Source organism: Mycobacterium sp. E2699 (assembly GCF_001666745.1).
GTDB lineage: Bacteria > Actinomycetota > Actinomycetes > Mycobacteriales > Mycobacteriaceae > Mycobacterium.
Genome location: NZ_LZJH01000144.1, coordinates 18,083 through 42,572, shown reverse-complemented (window position 1 = coordinate 42,572; position 24,490 = coordinate 18,083). Strand labels below are relative to the sequence as shown.

The window sequence follows — 24,490 nt, the reverse complement described above, 5'->3', positions numbered from 1 at the left end:
GTTCAGCTCCTCACGGATTGTTTTTCGGCTTCGGCGCGAGCCAGTTCCGCTCGCACGGCGGCCCACTCGGCCGCGTCTACGCAGTAGCTCGCCAGGTTGGCGGCCACCGCCGCGTCCTCCTCGGCACTGGCCGCGGCCCGTTCGGCGTTCTTGTGTTCGAAATCGGCTTTGCGCTTCTCGAAGTCGGCACGCATCGCGGCGATCTGCCGTTCGATGGCGCCCTTGGTGTCCGACCACCAGCCCCGTGCGGCGTCTTCCGCCTCACCCGTGGTCTTCTTGAGCTCCTCGACCTCATGCTCGATGGCGGTTTCGAGCTCCCGGCGGCGCTGCACCAATGCGGCCTCGTTCCGCTCCTTGACGGCAACGGCGGAATCCTCGAGCCTTTTGACCCGGGCAGCGAGGTCCATCAGAGACTCAGACAGTGGTTTCATATCGAGACGCTCCTCTGTGCGGCTCTGTTATCCCGACACGAGAAAGCGTGCGCTCCCGCCGACCGCGGACCTAGGGCACAAAGTCCCCTGATCCGCCGAGAACGGGGCTCACGCCTCACCCGACGGTCGAGGGCGGGGACCATCGGGGACGGCGCCGAAGCATCTCTGCCGCAAGCACTTTGATCGGCCGGACGGGTGGCCTCACGAGCAGGCAGGCGGTCGGATCTGTCGGCGCAGGGGCTGGGCCGCCGCCACCTGCCCCGCCGGAAATCGCGTGTTTTGCCACCGCATGCCCGGCGCGCACGTCACCCTGTAAAGACGCCGGGCAAAAGAGCCCGGCCGGGTCGAGGAATGGGGCACGCACGTGGTCGACGACGCAGCGCCACACCACCACCTCCCCGATCGTGGCCATCATCCCCTGGTAGGGCAACCGCACGGCGACGATGAAGGGCCGATCGCCGACGCCGAGCGGCGGGCCGCGAAACTGCGGTCCGACGAGCATCACCTCGGCCGACGAGGGCAACCGTTCAACCGGCGTTCCCCGTTCATGGTGGGGTTGACGGCCTCGGCCGGCGTGGCCGTGACGTACGGCGTGGTGCTCGTGCTGGGGTCCATGTCGTCCGTACTGGTGTTGATCGGTGTGGCGATGTTTTTCGCGCTGGGCCTCGAGACCGCGGTGTCATGGCTGGTCAACCACAGGTTGCCCCGCTGGGCGGCGGTCACGATCGTGGTGACGGTGGTGTTCGCGCTCGTCGCCGGGACGCTCGCCGCAACCATTCCTCCGCTGGTGCAGGAGGCTCGCCAGCTCGTCGAGCAGCTGCCGCATTACGTGCAGCACGCCCAGGACCGCTCGTCGCTCATCGGCAGGATCAACGAGCGCGTCCACCTGCAACAGCGGATCACCGATCTGGTCAGCGGGTCCGGCCGCTTCACCGCCGCGGGGATCGTGCGGACCGGCTCGCAGGTGTTCGGCGTCGTGTCCCACGTCGGCGTCGTGGCCATGCTCACCATCTACTTCCTCGCCGACATGCGCCGCATCCGCGCCGGTTTCTACCGGCTGATGCCCAGTTCCCGGCGGCCCCGCGCCATCCTGATCGGCGACGAGGTGGTGGCAAAGTTCGGTGCCTACCTGATCGGGAACGTGCTGACTTCCGTCATCGCCGGGCTGGCCACCTTCGTCTGGTGCGCCCTGCTGCACGTCCCGTACGCGGTCCTGCTCGGTGTCGTGGTGGCCGTGTTGGACCTGTTCCCCTACGGTTCCACCGTCGGCGGATTCATCGTGGCCGCGGTTTCGCTCAGCGTTTCGATCGCCGTCGCCGTCGCGACGGTCGTCTTCTACATGGGGTTCCGGCTGGGCGAGGATTATCTGCTGACGCCCAGGATCATCGGCCGGGCGGTGCGGGTGCCGGCCGGCGTCACGGTGGTCGCTGTGCTCCTCGGTGCCGCGTGGTTGGGCGTGGTCGGGGCGCTGGTGGCGATCCCGCTCGCGGCGGCCGTGCAGCTGCTCATGCAGGAACTGCTGTTCCCGGTGCTGGACGAGGCGTGAACCGTGCGAAAGCCGTTGCGCGCGTTGGGGTGGTGAATTACGCCCGCGCTGCCTCGCGGCCGCCGGTGAGGTCAAGAGCGATGTCGACGAGCATGTCCTCCTGCCCGCCCACCATGCCGCGACGTCCCGCCTCGACGAGCAGCGTGCGCGCGTCGACGCCGAACCGCTCGGCCGCCGCCTCCGCGTGGCGCAGGAAGCTCGAGTACACGCCGGCGTAGCCGAGCGTCAGCGTTTCGCGATCGACACGCACCGGACGCTCCTGTAGCGGGCGGACGAGGTCGTCGGCGGCGTCCTCGAGGGCGTTGAGATCGCAGCCGTGCTTCCAGCCCATCCGGGTGGCGGCCGCGACGAAGACCTCCAGCGGGGCGTTGCCGGCACCGGCGCCCATGCCGGCCAGCGACGCGTCGACCCGCCGACACCCGTGCTCGACCGCGACCATCGAGTTGGCCACCCCAAGCGAGAGATTGTGGTGCGCGTGGATGCCGACTTCGGTTTCCGGAGAAAGCTTTTGGCGCACCGCGTCGACGCGCTCGGCGACGTCGCGCATGGTCATCGCGCCGCCGGAGTCGACGACGTAGACGCACCCGGCTCCATATCCCTCCATCAACCTGGCCTGGTCGGCTAGGCCCTGCGGAGTGGTCATGTGGCTCATCATCAGGAAGCCGACGGTGTCCATGCCCAGCTCGCGGGCGGCGGCGATGTGGTGCGCGGAGATGTCGGCCTCCGTGCAGTGGGTGGCTACCCGCACCACGCCGGCCCCCGCCCGATGGGCCGCGGTGAGGTCTCGGATCGTGCCGATTCCCGGCAGGATCAGCGTCGCGATCTTGGCACGGCGGATGACGCCGGCGACCGCCTCGATCCACTCCAGGTCGGTATGGCCGCCGAAGCCGTAGACGCAGCTGGAGCCGCCCAGCCCGTCGCCGTGGGCGACCTCGATGGAGTCGACCCCAGCGGCGTCCAGCGCCGCGGCGATGTCGGCTGCCTGCCGCAGGGTGTACTGGTGGCGCACCGCGTGCATCCCGTCACGCAAGGTGACGTCGCTGATGTAGAGCTGCTCGGTCATGTCATACTCCTGCGTTCGTCATCGAATGTGCGGCAATGCTTTTGGCGGTGGTCAGCGCCGCGGAGGTCATGATGTCGAGGTTTCCGGCGTAGGCGGGCAGGTAGTCCGCGGCGCCGGTCACCTGCAGCAGGGTGGTGACCCTGGTGCCGATGAATTTCCCGGTCTCGGGGATGTGCAGCGGGTTGTCGGGACCGAAGATCTCGAACTGCACCGGCTGCTTGAGCCGGTACCCGGGTACGTAGCCCTGGACTCGCTCGATCATCGCCGCGATGGACGCGTGGATCGCGGCGTGGTCGCAGTCGCCTTCCACGAGGCAGTAGACGGTGTTGCGCATCAGGATCGGGGGATCGGCCGGGTTGAGAACGATCACGGCCTTGCCCCGCTGCGCCCCGCCGACGACCCTCAGTGCTGTGGCGGTGGTCTCGGTGAACTCGTCGATATTGGCGCGGGTGCCCGGGCCGGCGGACTTCGACGACATCGACGCCACGATCTCGGCATAGGACACCGGCGCCACCCGATTCACCGCGGCCACGATCGGCACGGTGGCCTGCCCGCCACAGGTGACCATGTTGAGGTTGGGCGCGTCGATGTGTTCCTCCAGGTTCACCACCGGCACGCAGAACGGGCCGATGGCCGCCGGGGTGAGGTCGAGGACGCGTACACCGGTGTGGCGCAACGCCTCCCAGTGCTTGACGTGGGCCTCGGCGGACGTGGCGTCGAACACCAGGCGGATCTGGTCGAGGCCCGGCATGGCCAGCAGCCCGGCGACGCCCTCCGACGACGTCGGCACGCCGAGGCTCTTCGCGCGGGCCAGGCCGTCGGACTTCGGGTCGATGCCGATCATCGCGGCCATCGTCAGCGGTCCACCGTTGCGCAGGATCTTGAGCATCAGGTCGGTGCCGATGTTGCCCGACCCGATGATCGCCACGGGGAATTGTTGACTGGTCATGGGTTTCCTTTCGGTTTACTCGAAGCTCAGGCCGACCGCGCCGAGGCCGGTGATGGTGGCAGCCGCGCGGTCGCCGGCACCGACGAACGCGGCCGTGGTGTAGGAGCCGGACATCACGAACTGCCCGGCCTCGATCTCGGTGCCGTACTCGGCCAGGGCGTTGGCCAGCCAGGCGACGGCCGCGGCCGGATCACCCATCACGGCCGTACCCTGCCCGGTCTCGACGAGCGTGTCGTTGAGGTAGAGCGCCGCGGTGGTGTCGGGCAGTTGCGGCGCGTCCGAGATCGGCACCCACTCGCCCAGCACCACCGCACCGGAGCTGGCGTTGTCGGCGACGGTGTCCGCCAACGTGATTCGCCAGTCGGCGATGCGGCTGTCCACGATCTCCAGCGCCGCGGCCACCGCTTCGGTGGCCGCCATCACCTCGGCGACGGTCACCCCGGGCCCGCGCAGCGGCGCGCGCAGCAGGAAAGCCACCTCGGGTTCCACCCGCGGGGCACAGAACGCGGCGCGCGGCGCCGTCGTCCCGTCGCCCAGCACCATGCTGTCCAGGACGTAGCCGAAGTCGGGCTCGTCGACGCCCAGCAGCTTTTGCATCGGCGCGGAGGTCAGCCCGATCTTGTGGCCACGCAGCCGGGCGCCCGCGGCGAGGCGGCGCGCGAGGTTGCGGCGCTGCACCGAATATGCTTGGGCTACGTCGAGATTCGGGTAGGTCTCGGTCAGCGGCGGGATGGGTGTGCTGCTCGCCTGCGCCGCGTACAAGCGCTGCGCTGCTTCGGTCAGCCGCGGGTTGAGTTGCGGCTCTTGGGCGCCCACGTCGATCATGCGATTTCTCCGGATTCCAGTAACTCGGTCGCCGCCTGGAACACCAGGCGGACGTGCAGGTCGAACAGCTTGAGCAGATCCACCGAGTCGCCGCTCGTCTCCTTGGCGATGAAGAGTCCGTCGGCGCCGGCTATCGCATAGGTGGTCAGCAACCGCACGCTCTCCTCATTCAGCCCCGGCGCGATGTCGCGCACGATCGCCTCGAACCGGTGGAAGGCCCTGTCACGCACCTCCAGGAACATCTCCCGCGCCCGGGGTTCGACCGGGCGGTGCTCGAGCGCCAGCATCAGGCCCAGCCGCAGGAAGTCGGGCGCGTCCACGAGCGCCTTGGCCACCTGAGCCCCGAGCTCGGTCACCCGGTCGGCGGACATCGCGCCCCCGGGCAGGTCCAGCACTTCCAGCCACCGGGCGAAACTGCGCTCGATGACGGCGGCGATCAGGTCGTCCTTGTCGGCAAAGTGCCAGTAGATGGAGGTCGGCGGCAGGCCGCTCTTCTTGCTGACCAGCGAAATCGTGGTGCCGTCGTAGCCGCGTTCGGTGGCGACCTCGGTCGCGGCGTCGAGGATCCGCTCCCGCGACTGCTCACCGTTGGCCCGGGTGCGCCTGCGCCCGCGGGGTGCGGCGGAGCCCACGTTGTCGGTGTCTGCCACGGTGCCTCCTTTTTGGGTGTTGACGGTCACGCTACAAAAGCTTACTGTATGGATCACTACATTAACAAGCCGTGGCGGAAGGGCCAAAAATGAGTGACCAGAAAACCTATGACGTGGCGATCGTCGGCTATGGCCCGGTCGGCTGCACCGCGGCGAACCTGTTGGGCCAGATGGGCCTCAGCGTCGTCGTGGTGGAACGTGACCCCGACATCTATGCGCGGGCCCGGGCCATCTCGACCGACGAGGAGGTCGTCCGCATCTGGCAGCAGGTGGGCTTGGCCGACCGGCTCAACGCCGACATGCAGCCCGGGCGTGGGGCGAACTTCGTCGACGCCAACGGCGTGCCGTTCGTGAAGCTGCTGCCCACCCCGCGAGGCAACGGGCACCCGCCGCAGCAGTTCATCTACCAGCCCGCGCTGGAGAAGGTGCTGCGCGAAGGCGTCGACCGCTTCCCGAACGTGACCGTTCTGCTCAAGCACGAATGCCTGCGGCTGGTGCAGAAGGACGACTTCGTCGAGTTGATGCTCGCCGACCTCGAGGCCGACGAGTTCCGGCGGATCAAGGCCTCCTACGTGATCGCCGCCGACGGCGGGTCGAGCGCGACCCGCGCCCAGCTGGGCGTCGGCTTCGGCGGCCGCACGTATGGCGAGCGCTGGATCGTGATCGACACCAAGGTGCTCAACGAATGGCCCGGCCACGACCGGCTCCGGTTTCACTGCAATCCCGAGCGGCCCACCGTCGACTGCCCCACCCCGCTGGGGCACCACCGCTGGGAGTTCCCGGTGCGCGACGAGGAGGACGAGAAAGACCTGCTGCACGAGGACGCGATCTGGAAGGTGCTGCGCGGCCAGGGAATATCGCCGGAGAACGTGAAGATCCTCGGCTTCGCCTGCTACAGCCACCACGTCCGCTTCGCCGACCGGTGGCGGGTGGGCCGGGTCTTCCTGGCCGGCGACGCCGCGCACGCGATGCCGCCATGGATCGGACAGGGCATGTGTGCGGGCGTGCGCGACGTGGCGAACCTGTGCTGGAAGCTGAACGCCGTGCTGAACGGCGCGCTGCCGGAGTCGGTGCTCGACACCTATCAAGCGGAGCGGCTGCCGCACGTCAAAGAGGTGACCAACCGCGCGGTCAAGACCGGCAAGCTCATCATCCAGCGCAACAAGTTCCGCGCGGCGGCCCGCAACCACATCTTCCGCGCGGCGAGCAAGGTGCCCTACTTCCTCACCTGGCTGCGTGACCACCGCTGGATACCCGACGCGCACTACACCGAGGGCCTGCTGGCACGCAACGGCAACGGGGCCGTCGGCTGGCTGATCCCGCAGCCGAGGGTCCTCGACGAGAAGGGCGACTCGGTGCGTCTGGACGATGTGATCGGCAACCGGTGGACCGTGCTGCAGACCGGGCGCGCGTCCGAACACCCGGACTGGCGGGCCGCGGGCGTACCCGTCATGGAGGTCGCGCAGGCGGGAAGCACTCCGCGCGCCGACACCATCGTCGACAGTGAGGGAACCCTCAACGCCTGGCTGACCACGAAGGGCGCCTCGGCGGTGGTCGTTCGACCCGACGGCTTCGTCTACGCCGGCGCCGCCGACGGCCAACCGCTCCCGCCGCCGCCGGCCGGCTTCAAGTCGTAAGGAAAGAATCAGTGACCACGAACACGATCACCGAACGCACCGTCAGCGTCAGAGGAAAAGACATCTTCGTCGCCGAGACCGGCACCGGCCCGGCCGTGGTGTTGCTGCACGGCGGCGGGCCGGGCGCGTCGGGCGTCTCGAACTACTCCCGCAACATCGAGCCGCTCGCCGAGAACTTCCGGGTCATCGTCCCGGACATGCCCGGCTACGGCCGCTCCGCCAAGGGCGTCGATCGTCGAGATCCGTTCGGCTATCTCGCCGATCACATCCGGGGCATGCTCGACGAGCTCGGCGTCGACAGCGCGCACCTGGTCGGCAACTCCTATGGCGGGTCGTGCGCGTTGCGGCTGGCCCTCGACACCCCAAACCGGGTGGACAAGCTCGTGTTGATGGGTCCCGGCGGCGTCGGGACCAGCCGCGGCCTGCCCAGCGAGGGTCTTCGGAGTCTGCTGGGGTACTACGGCGGCGACGGGCCGAGCCTGGACAAGCTGCGCACATTCATCCGCTCGTACCTGGTATACGACGAGGACACCGTCCCCGAGTCGCTCATCGAGGCTCGATATCGGGCGTCGATCGATCCCGAAGTCGTCGCCAATCCGCCCCTGCAGCGCCCGGCTGGGCTGGGCACGCTGTGGCGGATGGACTTCACCCGCGACCGCAGGCTGCGGACTCTGACAACGCCGACCCTGGTCATCTGGGGAAGAGACGACAAGGTCAACAAGCCACGCGGCGCGGCCATGCTGGCCGAGCGGATGCCCAACGCGGACGTCCTGATTACCGCCAACACCGGCCACTGGGTCCAGTGGGAGCGAGCCGACCTGTTCAATGCGGTGACCACCGCATTTCTGAAAAAGTAACCACCACAAGAGATTACGAGGACCACGATGTCTACCACCACCAAACCCTCGGTGTTCGGCAATGTGCACCTGGGTTATGTCGTCGTCGAAAGCGACAAAATCGGCGATTGGAAGCGCTTCGGGCGCGACGCCATCGGCATGCACCTCGACGACATGGCGCCCGACACCGTTCGATTCCGCCTCGACGACAACGAGTGCCGTGTGCTGCTTCGGCGCGGCCCCGCCGAGGACGTCGTCGCGTTGGGCTGGCAGCTCGACGACCATGCGACGTTCGACGAGATCAGTCGTCGCGTCAGCGACCATGGGGTTCCCGCCGTCGAGGGTGCCGACGAAGAGGCGAAGTTGCGCGGTGTCGAGCGTTTCCTGCGGTTTCCCGGGCCCAATGGGCTCACCCAGGAGATCTACACGGCCGCCCGCACCGCGCCGCTCGCCCTGGACATACCTGGCAGCGGATTCCTCACGGGCGCAGGCGGAATGGGACATGTCGCCGTCACGACGAAGAATCCCCAGTTGGTCCGCGGTTACTACAACCACGTCTTCGACGCCCGCCTGTCGGACTACATCGACGAGACCATCAACGGCCTCAAGCTCAAAATCCGGTTCCTCCGAGTGAACGAGCGTCATCACACCATGGCGATCGCATCGACGAAGCTCCTGCCGGTCAATCCGATTCGCACCCGGGTGCAGCACGTCAACGTCCAGGTCGCCACGCTCGACGACATGGTCGCCTCCTATCAGCGGGTCAAAGAGCTCGGATTCCACATTGCGCTTTCGGTCGGCCAGCACACCAACGACAAAGAGCTGTCCTTCTACGCGATGACCCCGTCCGGCTTCGAATGGGAGGTGGGCTGGAACCCGATCGTCGTCGACGAAGCCACTTGGAGCCCCACCACCCACCAGGGGATCAGCATCTGGGGCCACAAACCGGAAGGGCAGACCGTCATCACCAAACTCAGCCAGTTCGCGGCGGCTGCCCGCTCCCTGCGGCGCCGGGAAGACACCGTGGCGGCACTCAGTTCGCCCGGGATCGCCGACGACTAGCGGCGATCGCAAGCGCGGCGTAGCCGGGCGCGGCGGGTCGCCGCCATCGGTCTAGCGGCGCACCGAACATCGATGACTTTGGACTCTACGCAGCGCACTCCACGCGCCGCGACGATGACGCATGACCACTTCGCGCGGCGTGCGCGAAATCACCCGGGGCTTGGGCACTCTCGACGCTGAGGTGTTAGCGGCGATCGCGCGCACGCGAAACCCGCTGCTGGACAAGGCAATGCCGGCGCTGACACGCGCCGCCGACCACTCCAAGCTGTGGCTCGCGATCGCGGCGGCGATGACGCTGTCCGGCAATCGGTCCACTCGGCACAGCGCGGGCCGCGGCGTCGCCAGCTTGGCGGTGACGAGTCTGGTCACCAACCAGTTGGCCAAGCGGGCGTGGCGGCGCCGCCGGCCCCCGCACGACCGCGTCCCGATCGTGCGACGGCTGCGCAAATACCCGAGGTCGCACTCGCTGCCGTCCGGTCATGCCGCCAGCGCCGCCGCCTTCGCCGTCGGCGTCGGGCTCCAAAGTCCGTTGTCGGGGCTGGGTTTGGCGCTGCTCGCCGGGCTGGTCGGCTTGTCGCGCGTGGCGACCGGCGCCCACTATCCCAGCGACGTGTTGGCCGGCTTCGGGATCGGGGCCTCGATCGCCGTACTGGGCGGCCGGCTCGTCCCGCCGATCGTCGAGCACAACCTCCCGCCCGCCGACCCGCTGTGCCTCGAGGTGACGCCCCGACCCGACGGAGCCGGCCTGATCCTCGTCGTCAACCCGGCGTCGGGCAGCGGAACGGGGCGACGCGTCATCGGCGAGGTCCGAAGGAAATTGCCCGAAGCCGGCATCGTCGAACTGGCGCCCGGCGACGACCTGACACGGGTGCTCCGCGCGGCGGCCGAGCAGGCCGAGGTGCTCGGAATCGGCGGCGGCGACGGAACCGTGGCGTGCGCCGCCGCCGTCGCGGCGGACCTCGACCGCCCGCTCGCGGTGTTCCCGGCCGGTACCTTCAACCACTTCGCCAAGGACATCGGTTGTGATCGCGCGCACCAGACCATCCGCGCCCTCGCCGACGGCACCGCGTCGCGCGTCGACCTGGTGTGCTTCAACGACGAACGGATGGTCGTCAACACCGCGAGCATCGGCGCCTATCCGCGATTCGTGCGGACACGGGAACGGTTCGAGCACAAGATCGGCAAGCCGATGGCGGCCGCCTACGCGATGTTTCGCACCCTGCGCCGCGACGCTCCGGTGCGCATCCGCTACGACGGCAAGACCCTGCAGACATCGCTGTTCTTCCTGGGCAACTCGACCTACGTGCCGTCCGGGTTCGCACCGGCGCAGCGCAACCGGATGGACACCGGCCTGCTCGACGTGCGCATCCTCGAGACGGGCCGCCGGTTGAGCAGGCTGCGGATCATGACGGCGCTCATGCTCGGCCGCCTGGAACGCAGCCGCCTCTACCACGAGCATCACGTCCCCGAGTTCAGCTTCACAGCCGTCGACGGGCCGACGGCCGTCGCCCTCGACGGGGAGGTGCAGGGCAACCACGAGCAGGCCACCTTCCGCGCCCGCTACCGGGTTCTTCAAGTGTTCTGCCCGCCGCCGGGGAATCACGCGCACCGGGCTCCCGAGGCACTTTCGCGCGCGTCAGCCGGCGTCGACGTGCCGGGCCAGAAAAGTTAGGACGGCATCGGCGAAGACGTCGTTGCGGTCGCCCGCGACCATGTGCCCCGCGCCGTGCACATCGGTGAACTCGACCTGCGGGAACTGTGCGAGGAACTCGTCGGCGCGCTCCTGGCTGACCAGGTCGCTCACCTGACCGCGAATCAGGAGCATCGGCACCCCGTTGCGCAGCATCGCGTCGACGGCGGCGTGCATGCGGTCGGCGTCGGTGACCTCGAACGGGGGAAACGGCGCCGTGCCGCTGATGAACTGCGGATCCCAGTGCCAGTACCAGCGGTCGCCGCGGCGGCGCAGGTTGGTGGTCAGGCCGTCGAGATCGGTGGGGCGGGGCCGGTGCGGGTTGTACTCGGCGATCGCGTCCGCCACCTCTTCGAGTGAGCCGAACCCGGACTCCACGCGGTCGGACATGAAGTTGTGGATGCGGGTCGCCCCGGACTGCTCCATGTTGGGCACGATGTCGACCAGAACGACGGCGGCTGCGGTGCCCGGCGACAGCTCGCCCTCCAGGAGCATCGAGGTGAATCCGCCCAGGGACGCACCCACCAGCACCGGCCGCGGCGGCAACGTGCGCAGCACCTCCTGCACGTCGGCGGCGAAGCTGACCACGCGATAGTCGCCCTCGCTCGACCAGTCGGACTCCCCGTGCCCGCGCAGGTCGATCGTGACGGCCTGCCACCCGCGTTTGGCGACGGCCGCCGCCGCCTTGGCCCAGGAGCGGCGGGTCTGCCCGCCGCCGTGCAGAAACACCACGGCGCGCGCTTGCGGGTCGCCCAAGCGGTCGGCGACGATGCGAACACCGCCGCTCCCCCGGGTCGAGAACGTTTCAGGTGCGCTCGTCACCAGGAGATAGTAAGACCAGCTCGGGATTGTCCGGCGCGTCCCTACGGCGCTAGCCGGCCCCGAAGAATCTGGCGACCCGCCGGACGAACCTGCCGACGGGGTTTCCGGTGCGTTGCGAGTCCTTGATCCGGCCGAGCGTCTGCTTGCCCTCGACGGCGTAATCCCGGACCGTTTCGTCGCCTTCTTCTGCGCGCATGCCTTACCTCCTGCCTGTCATGTCGATGCCGGTCGCTCCGGCGGATCCGAGGGCGTGAGCCGCTCCGGCGGTTCGGCCGGCGTCAGTCGCTCGGGCGGTTCGGCCGGAGTGAGGCGCTCGGGGGTCTCTCCGGGAGTGCCCGGTTCGGTGTCGAACATGATCGGTCCTCCAATCAGCTCACAACTGCCTACCCGCCGCTTCCGGATATCAAAACGGTGCGGGACGGGCCTTTCCCGGCGGTGCCGACCAGTTCCTAGGAGAGGCGCTGCTTGCTGGCCTTGATGGGTGCGCTGCTGGGCGCCGCGTTGAGCAGATTGCCGCGCAGACTGCCCCGCGCGGTGCGGGCGGCCACCAGAAGCCAGGTGAACAGCAAACCGGCGTAGGCGATGGCCGCGGTCACCTTGAACGCGGGCAGATGCGTATGCGCGGCGAGCTGCGCGGTGCCCGTGACGAAGGTGCCCACCGGAAAGGTCAGACTCCACCAGGTGAGGGCGAACGGCATGCCCCGCCGCAGCGTGCGCACCGTCAGTGAGGTGGCCAGCGCGATCCACAGCATCGCGAATCCCCACACCGGAACCCCGTAGAGGATCGCGAACGCGTCCATGTCCTCTGCGACTTCCGGCTTGACGGCAAGCGCCGCCGCTGCCCCGAGAAGCCCTGCGGCAGTGATGGATTGGCCGAGCGGACCGAGCACGATCCATAGTGTGGGCACTCGGGCGGTGCCGGAGGTGCCGTACAGCACCAGCCGGGACCAGATCATCGCGATGATGTTCAGCGAGGCGACGAGCGACAGCCCGAACATCGCATAGCCGCCGTACAGCATGGTCTCTCGCCCGGTGCCCGCCGCCATGTGCGGGAGCAGCAATGCGCCCGTCGCGGCCGACACCATGGGCGGAACTACCGGCATCAGCCATCCGCCGAACGCCGCGTCCGGCTCCACGTCGTGTTGGGTGAACATCAGGAACGGGATGCTGACCGCGGTGAACAGCCCGCCGACCGTGCCGGCCGCCCACAGCGCCCAGTCGAGGTCGACGGCGACGCGTTCACCGATCAAATCGGCGCCGACGAGCACCGCTCCCCCGCCGACCGTCAGCAGCGCCATGGGAGCCGCACCGTAGAAGTGGGCCATCTGCGGATTACGCGCATGAGTGCGCGCGACGGTGGGGTGGCGCAACCAGTGACCGCCCACCAGGACGATCAGCACCGTCAGCAACGCCGCGGCGATCACCCAGACCACTTGGGCGAACGCTCGCAGGCCCACGATGTGGACGGGCAGGGTGGCCCCCGCGGTGGCAACGATGCCGGTGCCCATCACAGCGGCGAACCAGTTGGGCCCGATGTTGCCCAGCACCTCGACCCGGGTGTGCGGCGACGGTGCGTCCGCGTTGACACTGGCCATAGCAAGGAGACACTAGTGCGGCGCGTGGCGCGGCGCGTCGGTTCGTGGCCCCCTACACTCCCAACGTGACCAATCCCGTGCAGACTCGTCGCGGATTGGGCGGCGCGCCGCCGGCGGTGGTGATCGCCGTCGTGTTGTCCATCGCGGTCCTTGCCCTGCCGGTGAAACAAAGGTGTGGCGCGCCGGGCCTTTCGTGCGCGACTGCCGTGGATCCGCAGGGCAACGTCCATTACTACTACGAGGTCGAACCCGTGGGCGTGTACCTCGCTGAAATCGTCGCCGGCTCGAACATCCGCCTCTATTACACGTCCGGCGAGGACCTCGAAAAAGCCCGATAGAAATCCGGAGGCCACCATGTGGGTACAGGCGGTAGCGGGACTGCTCGTCACGGTTGCGTCGATGTCCGGCGCACCCGGTAGCGACGTGATCCTCCCCGCGGGGCGCCAAAGCTTCTGCGGCACAGCGGCTTTGTGCCCGAGCGACCCGCCGCCCGATGCCGGCGATCAGGCGACCGCCGAGCAGAGGATCACCGACGGCTACATCACGAAGCAGATCAATTGCACCCCGGATCTGCCACCCAACCCGCAATCCATCACCTGGGATCCGCCCGGGTTCGCCCCATATGTCGGGGGTTCCGGTGTCATCCGCGATGCGAATCCGCAACTGGGCGGCCAGTATCGCGCCGACTACGTCAACGGCCGATGGCACATCGAATACCCTTATTGCTGAATAGCATTCCGGACCACGCGCCCAAGGTGTCGACCATTGGCCCACAAAGCTCGAATCAGAGCGACGAGTCGGCACCGAATGCCAAGTTTGTAACGAGTTGGGCTCGTTGCGGGCACGGTCACCATCAAAACCGCTGGTAGCGGCATGGTCGCCCCGCGAAAATGCGCTGATTTCGGCGGGTGAGCCTCATTACATCGACCTGCTTGATTGGGGGGTTCGCAGCCAGCTAACGCATACTTGATGGCATGTTGCAAGCGACATCACCGCAGACCGCTATTGCGGTGACCGGTGGTGCGCTGGTATTAGGACGAGGTTTTTGATGGCACGCTCCGGCGGTGCCCGTCATCGCCATCGCGCCACGACTCGACCGTCGCGCCTACGCAAGGCCTTGACGCGTGGGTTGATGACACTGGTGTCGGTAGGGGCCGTGCTGATGACCGGGGCCGGGTACTACGTGGCGCACGGCGCGCTGGGCGGCATCACGGTCTCCGACGCGCTGTCGCCCGAGGACCCGCGTTCCAGCGGCGACAACATGAACATCTTGCTCATCGGCCTGGACTCGCGCAAAGACCAGGACGGCAACGACCTGCCCTGGTCGATTCTGAAGCACTTGCACGCCGGCGATTCCGACGACGGCGGCTACAACACCAACACACTGATCCTGGTGCACATCGGGGCGGACAACAAGGTCGTCGCCTTCTCGATCCCCCGCGACGACTGGGTGGCGTTCAACGGCGTTCCCGGATACAACCACATCAAAATCAAAGAGGCGTACGGGCTTACCAAGCAGTACGTCGCGAACAAGCTCGCCAATCAGGGCACCAGTAGCCAGAAGGAACTCGAGACCAAAGGCCGCGAAGCGGGCAGAGCGGCGACCCTGCGCGCGGTGCGCAGCCTCACCGGCGTTCCCATCGATTATTTCGCCGAGGTCAACCTCGCCGGTTTCTACGACTTGGCCCAAACCCTGGGCGGGGTGGACGTCTGCCTGAATCACGCTGTCTACGACTCGTATTCCGGCGCCGACTTCCCGGCCGGGCGGCAACGGCTCGATGCGTCCCAGGCGCTCGCGTTCGTCCGGCAGCGACACGAGCTGGAAAACGGTGACCTGGACCGCACCCACCGGCAGCAGGCGTTCATCTCGTCGGTCATGCAGGAACTTCAGGCCTCGGGCACGTTCACCAACATCGACAAGCTCAAGAACCTGATGGCGGTGGCGCGCAAGGACGTCGTGTTGTCCTCCGGCTGGGACGAGGACCTGATCCAACGCCTGGGCACGCTGTTCTCCAGCGGTAACGTCGAATTCCGGACGCTGCCCGTGGTGCGCTACGACAACATCGACGGCCAGGACGTGAACATCATCGACCCGGCCGCGATCAAGTCGGAGGTGGCCGCGGCGATCGGCGCACCACCGCCGTCGAGCACGCCCGCCACCACCGCCGCCAAACCCAGCCCGTCAACCGTCGTCGACGTGATCAACGCCGGCAGCATGAGCGGTATGGCCACCGAGGTGTCCCGCGCCCTGAAGAAGCACGGCTACACCGCGGGCCAAGTGCGCGACCGCAATTCGGGTGAGCCGACGGCCACCACGATCGAGTACGGCGCGGGTGAGGACACCGACGCACGCAACGTGGCAACCCTGCTCGGGCTCGACGCGCCCAAGCAGCCGAGCGCCGCCGTGCAGCCCGGCCACATCCGGGTGACGGTGGACACCAACTTCTCGATGCCGGCCCAGGACGACACCACGATGGACGACGCCTCGACCACCACGACCACGACGACCAGCAAGTCCAACACTTATTACTACAACGGCACCACCACGACCTATCCGACGCCGGATCAAGGAAAACCGATCGGCGGCGGCGGGGTGCCGTGCGTCAATTAGGCGCGCAAGCGCGCGGTCAATTAGGCGCGCAAGCGCGCCTACGCGTGCGTGCCGCCGTCGATGCGGATCTCGGTGCCGGTGATCCAGGCGCCGTCGTCGGACACCAGCATCGCGATGACTCCGGCGATGGCACTGGGCTCGGCCATCCCGGCCCCGCTGGATTCGACGGTCGTGGGCAGGATGGGCATCAGCCTGGGGAACAGTGACCAGTCGGCGTCTTTGGGGATGTATCCCCCGGTGGCATCGGTGATTCCGGACTTGATGCTGCCCGGCGCCACGCACGCCGCGCGCAGACCGTCCTTGGCGTATTCGAGTGCCAACGAATGCGTGAAGGCCTGGATTCCGCCCTTGCTCGCCGCGTAGGCCGCCATGTACGGATGGGCGAACGAGGCCGACGTCGAGCTGAAGTTCACGATCGCGCTACGCGGATTCGCCAAGAGCGCCGGAAGCGCCTCGCGGACCACCAGGAAGGTCCCGGTCAGGTTGATGCCGACAATCCGATTCCACAGTTCGAGGCTGGTCTCGTGCGTGTGCGCGGCGCGCAGGATGCCGGCCGCGTTGACCAGCGAATCCAGCCCGTCGAGCGTTTGGACGGCCCAGCACACACCGTCGATGACCGAATCCTCGTCGCCGACGTCCATCGGCATGGTGGTGAGGCGGTCCGCGGTTCCGGCCTCGACCGCCTCGGCCTGCGTCCGCGACAGGCCGTCCTCGGCGACGTCGGAACCCACCACGGTGGCGCCCTCGTCGAGCAACCGCAGCGCGGTGGCCTGGCCGATTCCCGACGCGGCGCCGGTCACCAGGATCCGCTTGCCCTCGAGTCGCTTCATCCTGCCGCTCCCGTCGTCCGGCCCGCCCTATAGGGCAGGGTAGATGCATGGACATCGGATTCATCGGCCTGGGGAACATGGGCCAGGGCATGGCCGCGAACCTGATCAAGGCGGGCCACCGGCTCACCGTCTACAACCGCTCCCCCGACAAGGCGGAGCCCCTCGTGCGGCAGGGCGCGACCGCGGCGCGCACCGTCGCCGAGGCGAGCCACGCCGAGGTCGTTTTCACCATGCTGTCCGATGACCGGGCGGTGGAAGCCGTCGCGCTGGGCCCCGAGGGAATCGTGGCTTCGCTGCCTGCGGGCGCCACGCACGTGTCGTCGAGCACCATCAGCGTCGCACTGTCGGAGCGGCTGGCCACCGCGCACGCCGAGGCCGGCCAGCATTACGCGGCCGCGCCGGTGTTCGGCAGGCCCGAAGCCGCCTCCGCCGCAAAGCTTTTCGTGATCGCGGCGGGCGACCCCGAGGTGCTGCGGCCGTTGTCCGCGCTGTTCGACGCGATCGGCCAGCGCACCTTCGTGGTCGCCGAGCAGCCACCGACCGCCAACCTGGTGAAGCTCAGCGGGAACTTCCTGATCGCGTCAGTCATCGAGACCGTCGGCGAGGCCGTCGCGCTGGTGCACAAGGCCGGCGTCGACAAGCAGCAGTACGTCGACATCCTCACCTCGACGTTGTTCGGCGCGCCGGCCTACCAGACCTACGGCGGGCTGATCGCGCGGGGCCAATTCGAACCCGCCGGGTTCGCGGCGGCCCTCGGCCTCAAGGATGTCCGGCTCGTGCTCGCCGCCGGCGAGCAGCTGGAGGTGCCGCTGCCGGTGGCCAGCCTGCTGCGCGATCGCTTCCTCACCCTGGTGGCAACCGGTGGCGGGCAGTTGGACTGGTCGGCGCTCGCCACGCTCGCCGCCCGGGACGCCGGAAGCTCAGACGACTCCGCGTAGCCCCTCGGCGCCGAACACGGGTTCCAGCATCGCGGAGAAGTCGGGGCCGCGCCGCAGGATGTGGCCGCCGTCGACGTTGATGCACTGCCCGGTGATCCAGCTGGCCGCGTCGGACAGCAAGAACATCGCCAGGTTCGCGACATCCTCGACCTCACCCACCCGCGGCAGCGGCGTGCAGTTCCGGTAGTCCGTGCTCAGCTCCGGTGATTCCGTAATGGGCGCAACAAGATCCGTGCGGATCAGGCCCGGGCGGACGCTGTTGACGCGCACCCACGACGGGCCGAGCTCGTCGGCGGCCAGCTGCATCATGTGGTCGACGGCCGACTTGGTGACGCCGTAGGCGCCGAACCAGCGGTGGGTGTTGCTGGCCGCGATCGACGAGATCCCGACGAACGAGCCGCCGCCGCCGCGCACCAGCTCGCGGGCCGAGTGCTTGAGCACGTACATGGTGCCGTTGACGTTGAGGTCCACCGTGCGCCGCCAGGCGTCGGAGTCGATCTGGGTGATCGGCCCGATCGTCTCCGACCCGCCCGCGCAATGCACCACCCCGTGGAGCCGGCCGTGCCACGCCGTCGCCGCGTCGACCGCGCGGGCGGCCTCGTCCTCGACGGTGATGTCGGCGGGCTCGTAGCGGATCGAGCCGTCGGCCTTGAGCACCTCGATGTCCTGGACGGCGGCCGCCAGCCGATCGGGATTGCGCCCGACGATCATGACGGAGGCGCCGGATGCCACCAGCCCGGCCGCGACCCCCTTGCCGATCCCGCTGCCACCGCCGGTCACCAGGTACGTCCGGTTGTCGAAAGTAAGCTGCACGCCGCGCCCCTTCACGCCGAAACTGAAACGGGTTCTAGCATAGGCGAGCGGTCACAGCCGTCACACGGGTCACGCTATGGCGTATCGCGGCGGGCGATCTGTGTGGGCTTGGCGCCGCGCCAGTCCTCCACGTCGGGCGGCAGGCCGACGGCGTACCTGTTCTCGTTGTGGGCGGCCCAGTGCGCGTGGCCCAGTTCGTGAATGTGGAACGCGTGCCGCAGCGCCTCGGTGAATCCCATCGCGTCGGAGGCCGCGTTGACCGAGTCCTTGACGAGGAGCGCCGCCATGGTGGGCCGGTCTGCGATGCGCCGGGCGAATTCCAGCGTCTTGTCCGCCAACTCGTCGACCGGAAACACCTTCGACACCATGCCCAGTCGGTAGGCCTCGTCGGCGTCCAGCGCATCGCCGGTCAGCAGCAGCTCCTTGGCCTTGCGGGGGCCGAATTCCCAAGGGTGGGCGTAGTATTCGACGCCCGGCATCCCCAAGCGCACGGCGACCACGTCGCTGAACTTCGCGTTGTCAGCCGCGACGATCAGGTCGCACGCCCAGATCAGCATCAGGCCGGCCGAAATCGCGTTGCCCTGCACCTGTGCGATGGTGATCTTGCGCAAATCCCGCCAGCGGCAGGTGTTCTGGAAGAAGTAGTGCCACTCCTGCAGGTAGATCTTCTCCGCGATCGGATCGCGGGTGCCGCCGTTGATGCGGAAGCTCGGAAGCTGCTGCCGCTCGGCGATCGCCAGCTCCGAGCCCAGGTCGTGCCCGGCGGAGAAGTTCTTACCGCGCGCCGCCAGGATCACCACGCGCACGGCGTCGTCGGCCTCCGCGCGCAGGAACGCCTCGTCGAGCTGGACCAGCAGGCCGCGGCTTTGCGCGTTGTGGGCCTCGGGCCGATTGAGCCAGATCCGGGCGATGCGGCCGTCGTCGAGCGTTTCATAGGTCACCAGCTCATTGGCCGCCTGGGCGCCCGCTTGTGCGCCCGCCTGGTCGGAGAGTGTCATTCCGCCCGCCTTCTGTCAGGTCCAGTGTTTACACATTACGTCCAGTGTGTAAGCGGTTCACCGCGGGGTGGTGGCCGCTCGGCGACGGGTAGCGGCGTCTTCGGATCGCCGGCCGAGCGGCAGCAGCCGGTGGTCTCGAGTGAACACGAGCCGGACCAGGCCGAGGGCGACGACGACGGTCGTGGTGGCAACCGAGCCGAGGATCAGGAACATCACCACGGCCTGCACCAACACGGCCTGCAGCGGGTGCACGCCGGCGAGAATGAGTCCGGTCATGGCGCCCGGCAGGAACACCAGGCCCGTCGCCTTCGTGGTTTCGATCTGCGGGGAGATCGCCGACCGCAACGCGATCCGCAGGTACGGGGCCGCGGCCTGGCGGGAGGGTTGCCCGAGGGCCAGTCTGGCTTCGACCTCATCGCGTTTGTCGCGCAGCTCGTCGACCAGCCGCCGGGCCACCAGCACCGTGGCGGTCATGGAGTTGCCGACCATCATTCCCGCGATCGGGACCAGGGTGCGGGCCTGCAACGGGAACACCCGCAGCCCGAAGATCACGCTCAGGGTGATCACCGCCGCGGCCGAGAAGGCCGCGATGGTCAGCGGGGCGAGCCGGGGCACCTCCGGCGCCCGCCGGCGCGCGACGTCTCCGGCGTAGGCGACCATGCCGGCGGTCCACGCCCACGACCACCACAACGAACGGCCCGGCGCGAAGAGCAGCGTGAGCGCGCCGCCCACGAGCAGCAACTGGGCCAGCGCGCGGGCCGCCGCCCACACGAGCTGGCGCTCCAGTCCCAACCGCTGCCACAGCGAAACGGCCGCCGCGAACGCGACCAGAATCAGCGACGTCGCCAGCCCCAGCCAGCCGACCTGACCGTTCATCCCGGTCACCGCCCCTCTTCCCTCGATGCCACCGGGCCGAGCCCCAGGCTGACACCTCGCTCGATGCGTAGGACCCGGTCGGCGGCCCGCTCGACCTGCGCGGCGTCGTGGGTCACCCAAAGGGCGGGAATCCCGTCGGCGGCCAGCTCGCGCACCGCGTCCTCGATCACGGCGGCCGCCTCGGCATCGACGGCCGAGGTGGGTTCGTCGAGGAGCAGCACCTGCGGTCGCGCCATCAGCGTGCGGGCCAGGCACATGCGCTGCGCCTCCCCGCCCGACAGGGCGGTCGCCTCGCGGTCCAGCCACGATCCGGCCAGCGCGACACGCTCCAGCGTTTCGGCCATCCGCGCCTCGGACGCCCCCGGGTCTGCGACGCGCAGGTTGTCGGCGACCGTTCGCGCGAACGGCGTCGGCCGCTGAAAGCACATGCCCACCCGGCGCCGCAACCACAACGGGTCCACGCCGGCAATGTCCTCGCCCCGGAAGGACACCCGCCCACTCGTCGGCACCTCCAGCCGGTTGCACACGCGAAGCAGGGTCGACTTGCCCGACCCCGACGGTCCGAATATTGCCGTCACGCCCCGCCCCGGAACGGCGGCGGTGAAGCCGTTCAGGGCCCGCACACCGTCCCGCTCGACGACAACGTCGACGAAGTCGAACACCATGTCCGCGTCCACCGCGCCTCCTCCCCGCCAGCGACATGTGTACCCGCCAGGCGGGCCGTCCGGCACCAGTTGCTGGTGAGACCGCGCGGAGCCCGGTCACACGTCGCCTACAGTTGTGTTCATGGCTACGAAATCTGATCCCGGCGAAATCGGCGATGTGGAGCCCCTGGCCGACAGCACCGCGAGCCAGGCGAGGCGGGTCGTCGCCGCGTATGCGAACGACGCCGACGAGTGCCGCGTGTTCTTGTCCATGCTCGGTATTGGACCGGCCAAGCTCGACACCTAAATGGCTCCCAGGGGCGGCAGGTCTTCGGAGAACGCGCCGGGCGCCGAGCGCTTCGGCAATTCCGACTTCGTCGTGGTTGCCAACCGGCTACCGGTCGACCTCGAGCGGCTTCCCGATGGCACCACGGCCTGGAAACGCAGCCCGGGCGGACTGGTCACGGCCTTGGAGCCGTTGCTGCGGCGCCGGCGCGGTGCGTGGGTCGGCTGGCCGGGGGTCGCCGATGACGACGACGAGCTGGATTACCAGCCCATCGTGCAGGACGACCTGCACCTGCATCCGTTGCGGCTGACCAGCGACGACGTCGCCGAGTACTACGAGGGATTCTCCAACGCCACCCTGTGGCCGCTCTACCACGACGTCATCGTCAAGCCTATCTACCACCGCGAATGGTGGGACCGCTACGTCGACGTCAACCGCCGCTTCGCCGAAGCCACGTCGCATGCGGCGGCCCGGGCCGCGACGGTGTGGGTGCAGGATTACCAGCTGCAGCTTGTCCCCAAGATGCTGCGCGAGCTGCGGCCCGACCTGACCATCGGATTCTTCCTGCACATCCCGTTCCCGCCGGTGGAGCTGTTCAGGCAGCTCCCGTGGCGCACCGAGATCGTCGAGGGCCTGCTCGGCGCGGATCTGGTGGGCTTTCATCTGCCCGGCGGCGCGCAGAACTTCCTGGTCCTGTGCCGGCAGTTGATCGGCGTCGAAACCTCCCGGGGGTCGGTGGGGGTGCGGGCGCGGTTCGGCGAGGTGCAGCTGGAGTCGCGGACGGTGCGGGTGGGCGCCTTTCCCATCTCCATCGACTCCACCGCGCTCGACCAGGCGGCCCGCGACCGCGACATCAGGCGCCGCGCGCGGGAGATCCGCGCCGAGTTGGGCAACCCCCGCAAGATCCTGCTGGGCGTCGACCGGCTCGACTACACCAAGGGCATCGACGTCCGCCTGAAGGCCTTCACCGAGCTGCTGGCCGAGGGCCGCGCCAAACGCGACGACACCGTGCTCGTTCAGCTCGCGACGCCGAGCCGCGAACGCGTGGAGAGCTATCAAATCCTGCGCAACGACATCGAACGCCAGGTCGGCCACATCAACGGCGAATACGCCGAGGTCGGTCATCCGGTGGTGCACTATCTGCATCGCCCGGTGCCTCGCGACGAACTGATCGCGTTCTTCGTGGCCAGCGACGTCATGCTGGTCACCCCGCTGCGCGACGGGATGAACCTGGTGGCCAAGGAGTACGTCGCCTGCCGCAGCGACCTGGGCGGCGCGCTGGTCCTGTCCGAATTCACCGGCGCCGCAGCGGAACTGCGGCAGGCGTACCTGGTGAACCCGCACGACCTCGAAGGGGTCAAGGACGTGATCGAGGCGGCGCTCAACCAGACGCCCGAGGAGGGCCGGCGGCGGATGCGCACGATGCGCCGCCAGGTGCTCGCCCACGACGTGGACCGCTGGGCGCGGTCATTCCTCGACGCCCTCGCGGAGTCGCATCCGCACGACGCCGGCCATGGTGTCGCGGCCGAAACGCTGTGATACTCGATGCAGCGTGAAGGGAGGGGCACTATGAAACTTCGCCGCGGGCTGGCGGCCGGCGCCGGCATCTGCTCGGCCGTAGCACTGGGGGTCGCGTTGGTGTCCGGCGACCCGGCGAGCGCCATCGGACCACCGGCGGACGGCACCTACACCTTCAACGAGGCCGGCGTATCGGGGGTTTCCTGGACGATTTCCGCGCTGTGCGATCAGCCGTCCGGAACCCGGAACATGAACGACTATTCGGACCCGATCGTCTTCGCGATGAACTGCGCCCTGAACATCGTGAGTTCGACGCCCGAACGGATCAGCGCCGCGGACAAGTTGCAGAACTTCAGCGGCAGGGCCCGCATGTCCAGCATGCTGTGGACCTTCAAGGTGGACAAGTCCGATGGCGTGTCATGCCCGGGCGGCGGCACCGCGCCGACCACCGAAACCTACGCGTTCAGCGACGAGACCATGACCGGCACCCACACGATCCTGCACGGTCCGGTCTGCGGGCTGCAGTCCGACATGAAGAAGCAACCGTTTTCGCTGACGCTGGCCGGGCCGCCGCCCAGCCCTGTCGAGCGTTATCCGTTGCGCTGCAACAACATTGCGATGTGCTTCTGAGCTAGATCGGCGTGATGTAGGCGATCAGCCATTGCTTGCCGATCTTGGTGAAGTCGACCCGCAACCGGCTGCCGTCGTAGAGCGGCTGCCGTGACTTGTCGGTCACGGTGCGATTCATGTACACCATCACCGACGCCGAGTCGCGCTTTGCCGACATGACGCCCACGCCAACGACGTTGGCCTGGACGACCACCTCACGCTTCTTCGCCTCGGGGATGATCTGCGTGTTGACGCTCTTCTGGAACTCCTGGCGATAGGCCGGGGTGAGCAACGGGTACGCGGCCGACAGGCTGCGTTCGACGGTCTGGTAGTCGTAGGCGAAGACCTCGGGTATCTCCTTGGCGGCCAGCCCCGGCAGCACCGCCCGGGCCGCCGCCTCGCCGCGCGTCTGCACCCTTTCCCAATAGAACCAGCCGCCCGCCGCGGACAGGCCGACGATAGCCGCCACCAGGACCGAGCCCGCCACGGCGATCAGCCACCTCTGGACGCGGGGTGACGGCATCAGTTACCCCCGTCGGGGTACTTCAGGTCGTAACCGGTCATCTTTCCCTGCTCGTCCTCGTGCACGATGACCCGCAGGCGATACGGCATGGACGGCTTGTTGGTCCCGTCGATGTCGGCGACCGTGACCCGCACCGACACCAGCACCGACGCGTTGTCGGTGACCGCGTCGATGCCCTCCAGCGCGGCGCCGTTGACCACGGCTTCCGAGGTGGCGTTGGTGGAGCGGAACAGGCCCTTGAGGTTGTCGATGTTGTTGTTGGCGCCGAGCATTCCACGCAGTGGGCCGCTGGTGCCGTTGTAGAACCGGTTCACGCTTTCGTCGATGTTGTCCTGCTTGTAGCTGAACATGTTGACCACGGTCTGCGTCGCGGTGTCGACGAAGCGCTGGTCGCGCGCCTGCTGCGCCTCGGCGTGTCGCTGCTGGATGATCAGCGCGGCCAGGCCGCCGGCCAGCGCCCCGACCGCCAGCAGCGCCGCGGCGAACGAGGTGCAGAGAACCAGGGTCCGGCGCGGCCGGCGCCGTGGCGGCGGCCTGACCGGCTGGAGGGTCTTCGCCTTCTTGGCGGCGGGCTGCAGCGAGGGTTCCGCCGTCGGCGCATCAGCGAGAACCGCGGCGGGGCCGCCGGACTCGCTCTTGGCGGGGCCCGCGGCGCGCGAGGCCCGCCGACGGACGCGCCGCGTCGTCGCTTGTCCTGCCGTCGCTGCGGAGTCCACTGAGGGGTCCATCAAGGGGTCC

Annotated in this window: 28 protein-coding genes; 12 read left to right on the top strand and 16 right to left on the bottom strand. The window is 68.4% G+C overall.

Going from position 1 to position 24,490, the window contains the following annotated elements:
* Positions 1-2 precede the first annotated feature (2 nt).
* The gene (locus tag A5696_RS24590) at positions 3-407 is read right to left on the bottom strand and encodes a hypothetical protein (RefSeq protein WP_067883594.1); all 405 of its coding nucleotides are present in this window, start codon (positions 405-407) and stop codon (positions 3-5) included.
* A 388-nt stretch (positions 408-795) separates the two neighbouring features.
* Between A5696_RS24590 and A5696_RS24585 the strand changes: the two genes are divergently transcribed.
* Positions 796-1,977, top strand: coding sequence for an AI-2E family transporter (locus tag A5696_RS24585; protein ID WP_067883593.1), 1,182 nt, complete (start codon positions 796-798; stop codon positions 1,975-1,977).
* Between the two features lie 37 nt (positions 1,978-2,014).
* Here A5696_RS24585 and dmpG read toward each other — a convergent pair whose 3' ends face one another.
* Genes dmpG through A5696_RS24565 form a run of 4 tightly spaced genes read right to left on the bottom strand, consistent with a single transcriptional unit; the run spans position 2,015 to position 5,464 of the window.
* Positions 2,015-3,040 (bottom strand): 4-hydroxy-2-oxovalerate aldolase, encoded by a 1,026-nt coding sequence (gene dmpG, locus A5696_RS24580; RefSeq protein WP_067883592.1) that lies wholly within the window; start codon positions 3,038-3,040, stop codon positions 2,015-2,017.
* A 1-nt stretch (position 3,041) separates the two neighbouring features.
* Positions 3,042-3,989: an acetaldehyde dehydrogenase (acetylating) gene (locus A5696_RS24575; RefSeq protein WP_197517072.1), complete on the bottom strand. Its 948-nt coding sequence runs from the start codon at positions 3,987-3,989 to the stop codon at positions 3,042-3,044.
* 15 nt (positions 3,990-4,004) lie between these two features.
* Complete coding sequence (locus A5696_RS24570; RefSeq protein ID WP_067883591.1) at positions 4,005-4,814, bottom strand: 2-keto-4-pentenoate hydratase; 810 nt, start codon at positions 4,812-4,814, stop codon at positions 4,005-4,007.
* Positions 4,811-5,464 (bottom strand): TetR/AcrR family transcriptional regulator, encoded by a 654-nt coding sequence (locus tag A5696_RS24565; RefSeq protein WP_231964581.1) that lies wholly within the window; start codon positions 5,462-5,464, stop codon positions 4,811-4,813. Before A5696_RS24565 ends, A5696_RS24570 begins: the two co-directional genes overlap by 4 nt.
* An 89-nt stretch (positions 5,465-5,553) precedes the next feature.
* On the opposite strand from A5696_RS24565, the gene A5696_RS24560 reads away from it, so the two are divergent.
* From A5696_RS24560 to A5696_RS24545, 4 genes are all read left to right on the top strand, one after another.
* Entirely contained in the window at positions 5,554-7,101 is a 1,548-nt protein-coding gene (locus A5696_RS24560; RefSeq protein ID WP_067883590.1) for a bifunctional 3-(3-hydroxy-phenyl)propionate/3-hydroxycinnamic acid hydroxylase, read from the top strand.
* Between the two features lie 11 nt (positions 7,102-7,112).
* On the top strand, positions 7,113-7,958 hold the full coding sequence (locus A5696_RS24555) for an alpha/beta fold hydrolase (protein WP_067883589.1): 846 nt from the start codon (positions 7,113-7,115) through the stop codon (positions 7,956-7,958).
* 27 nt (positions 7,959-7,985) lie between these two features.
* The gene (locus tag A5696_RS24550; RefSeq protein ID WP_067883588.1) at positions 7,986-8,999 is read left to right on the top strand and encodes a VOC family protein; all 1,014 of its coding nucleotides are present in this window, start codon (positions 7,986-7,988) and stop codon (positions 8,997-8,999) included.
* A gap of 121 nt (positions 9,000-9,120) precedes the next feature.
* Entirely contained in the window at positions 9,121-10,671 is a 1,551-nt protein-coding gene (locus A5696_RS24545; protein ID WP_082969126.1) for a bifunctional phosphatase PAP2/diacylglycerol kinase family protein, read from the top strand.
* Here A5696_RS24545 and A5696_RS24540 read toward each other — a convergent pair.
* The 4 genes from A5696_RS24540 to A5696_RS24535 form a co-directional block, all read right to left on the bottom strand.
* The gene (locus tag A5696_RS24540) at positions 10,636-11,511 is read right to left on the bottom strand and encodes an alpha/beta fold hydrolase (RefSeq protein ID WP_197517071.1); all 876 of its coding nucleotides are present in this window, start codon (positions 11,509-11,511) and stop codon (positions 10,636-10,638) included. The genes A5696_RS24545 and A5696_RS24540 overlap by 36 nt on opposite strands.
* 49 nt (positions 11,512-11,560) lie before the next feature.
* Positions 11,561-11,707: a hypothetical protein gene (locus tag A5696_RS28115; protein ID WP_197517070.1), complete on the bottom strand. Its 147-nt coding sequence runs from the start codon at positions 11,705-11,707 to the stop codon at positions 11,561-11,563.
* A 17-nt stretch (positions 11,708-11,724) separates the two neighbouring features.
* On the bottom strand, positions 11,725-11,865 hold the full coding sequence (locus A5696_RS28110) for a hypothetical protein (RefSeq protein ID WP_197517069.1): 141 nt from the start codon (positions 11,863-11,865) through the stop codon (positions 11,725-11,727).
* 95 nt (positions 11,866-11,960) lie between these two features.
* The gene (locus tag A5696_RS24535) at positions 11,961-13,106 is read right to left on the bottom strand and encodes a TDT family transporter (RefSeq protein WP_067883587.1); all 1,146 of its coding nucleotides are present in this window, start codon (positions 13,104-13,106) and stop codon (positions 11,961-11,963) included.
* Positions 13,107-13,201: 95 nt separating this feature from the next.
* On the opposite strand from A5696_RS24535, the gene A5696_RS24530 reads away from it, so the two are divergent.
* The 3 genes from A5696_RS24530 (at position 13,202) to A5696_RS24520 (ending at position 15,717) form a co-directional block, all read left to right on the top strand.
* Complete coding sequence (locus A5696_RS24530) at positions 13,202-13,444, top strand: hypothetical protein (RefSeq protein WP_067883708.1); 243 nt, start codon at positions 13,202-13,204, stop codon at positions 13,442-13,444.
* A gap of 61 nt (positions 13,445-13,505) precedes the next feature.
* Positions 13,506-13,835, top strand: a complete 330-nt coding sequence (locus A5696_RS24525; protein WP_231964580.1) for an integrase — start codon at positions 13,506-13,508, stop codon at positions 13,833-13,835.
* Between the two features lie 319 nt (positions 13,836-14,154).
* Positions 14,155-15,717 (top strand): LCP family protein, encoded by a 1,563-nt coding sequence (locus A5696_RS24520; protein WP_082969125.1) that lies wholly within the window; start codon positions 14,155-14,157, stop codon positions 15,715-15,717.
* 38 nt (positions 15,718-15,755) lie between these two features.
* Here the strand turns inward: A5696_RS24520 and A5696_RS24515 are convergent, their stop codons facing one another.
* A complete protein-coding gene (locus A5696_RS24515) occupies positions 15,756-16,547 on the bottom strand; it encodes an SDR family NAD(P)-dependent oxidoreductase (RefSeq protein WP_067883585.1) in 792 nt (263 codons plus the stop codon).
* Between the two features lie 47 nt (positions 16,548-16,594).
* Here A5696_RS24515 and A5696_RS24510 point away from each other — a divergent pair, with 47 nt between their 5' ends.
* Entirely contained in the window at positions 16,595-17,485 is an 891-nt protein-coding gene (locus tag A5696_RS24510) for an NAD(P)-dependent oxidoreductase (RefSeq protein WP_067883584.1), read from the top strand.
* Here the strand turns inward: A5696_RS24510 and A5696_RS24505 are convergent.
* The 4 genes from A5696_RS24505 to A5696_RS24490 all read right to left on the bottom strand — a co-directional run bounded on the left by A5696_RS24505 (position 17,468) and on the right by A5696_RS24490 (position 20,837).
* Entirely contained in the window at positions 17,468-18,298 is an 831-nt protein-coding gene (locus A5696_RS24505) for an SDR family oxidoreductase (RefSeq protein WP_067883707.1), read from the bottom strand. The two genes, A5696_RS24510 and A5696_RS24505, sit on opposite strands and share 18 nt — an antisense overlap.
* A 74-nt stretch (positions 18,299-18,372) precedes the next feature.
* A complete protein-coding gene (locus A5696_RS24500; protein ID WP_067883583.1) occupies positions 18,373-19,296 on the bottom strand; it encodes an enoyl-CoA hydratase in 924 nt (307 codons plus the stop codon).
* A 57-nt stretch (positions 19,297-19,353) separates the two neighbouring features.
* Positions 19,354-20,172, bottom strand: a complete 819-nt coding sequence (fetB, locus tag A5696_RS24495) for an iron export ABC transporter permease subunit FetB (RefSeq protein WP_067883582.1) — start codon at positions 20,170-20,172, stop codon at positions 19,354-19,356.
* A gap of 5 nt (positions 20,173-20,177) precedes the next feature.
* Positions 20,178-20,837 (bottom strand): phosphate ABC transporter ATP-binding protein, encoded by a 660-nt coding sequence (locus tag A5696_RS24490; RefSeq protein WP_067883706.1) that lies wholly within the window; start codon positions 20,835-20,837, stop codon positions 20,178-20,180.
* Positions 20,838-20,958: 121 nt separating this feature from the next.
* Here A5696_RS24490 and A5696_RS27850 point away from each other — a divergent pair, with 121 nt between their 5' ends.
* From A5696_RS27850 to A5696_RS24480, 3 genes are read left to right on the top strand one after another with little or no spacing between them, the layout of a single operon-like run.
* Entirely contained in the window at positions 20,959-21,123 is a 165-nt protein-coding gene (locus A5696_RS27850; RefSeq protein WP_156738578.1) for a hypothetical protein, read from the top strand.
* Positions 21,124-22,641: a trehalose-6-phosphate synthase gene (locus A5696_RS24485; RefSeq protein WP_067883581.1), complete on the top strand. Its 1,518-nt coding sequence runs from the start codon at positions 21,124-21,126 to the stop codon at positions 22,639-22,641.
* Positions 22,642-22,671: 30 nt separating this feature from the next.
* Positions 22,672-23,250, top strand: a complete 579-nt coding sequence (locus A5696_RS24480) for a hypothetical protein (protein WP_067883580.1) — start codon at positions 22,672-22,674, stop codon at positions 23,248-23,250.
* 1 nt (position 23,251) lies between these two features.
* On the opposite strand, the gene A5696_RS24475 is transcribed toward A5696_RS24480, so the two are convergent.
* Positions 23,252-23,752, bottom strand: a complete 501-nt coding sequence (locus A5696_RS24475; protein ID WP_067883579.1) for a mammalian cell entry protein — start codon at positions 23,750-23,752, stop codon at positions 23,252-23,254.
* Positions 23,752-24,480, bottom strand: coding sequence for a mammalian cell entry protein (locus A5696_RS24470; RefSeq protein ID WP_067883578.1), 729 nt, complete (start codon positions 24,478-24,480; stop codon positions 23,752-23,754). The genes A5696_RS24475 and A5696_RS24470 overlap by 1 nt, the downstream gene beginning before the upstream one ends.
* Positions 24,481-24,490: the final 10 nt, after the last annotated feature.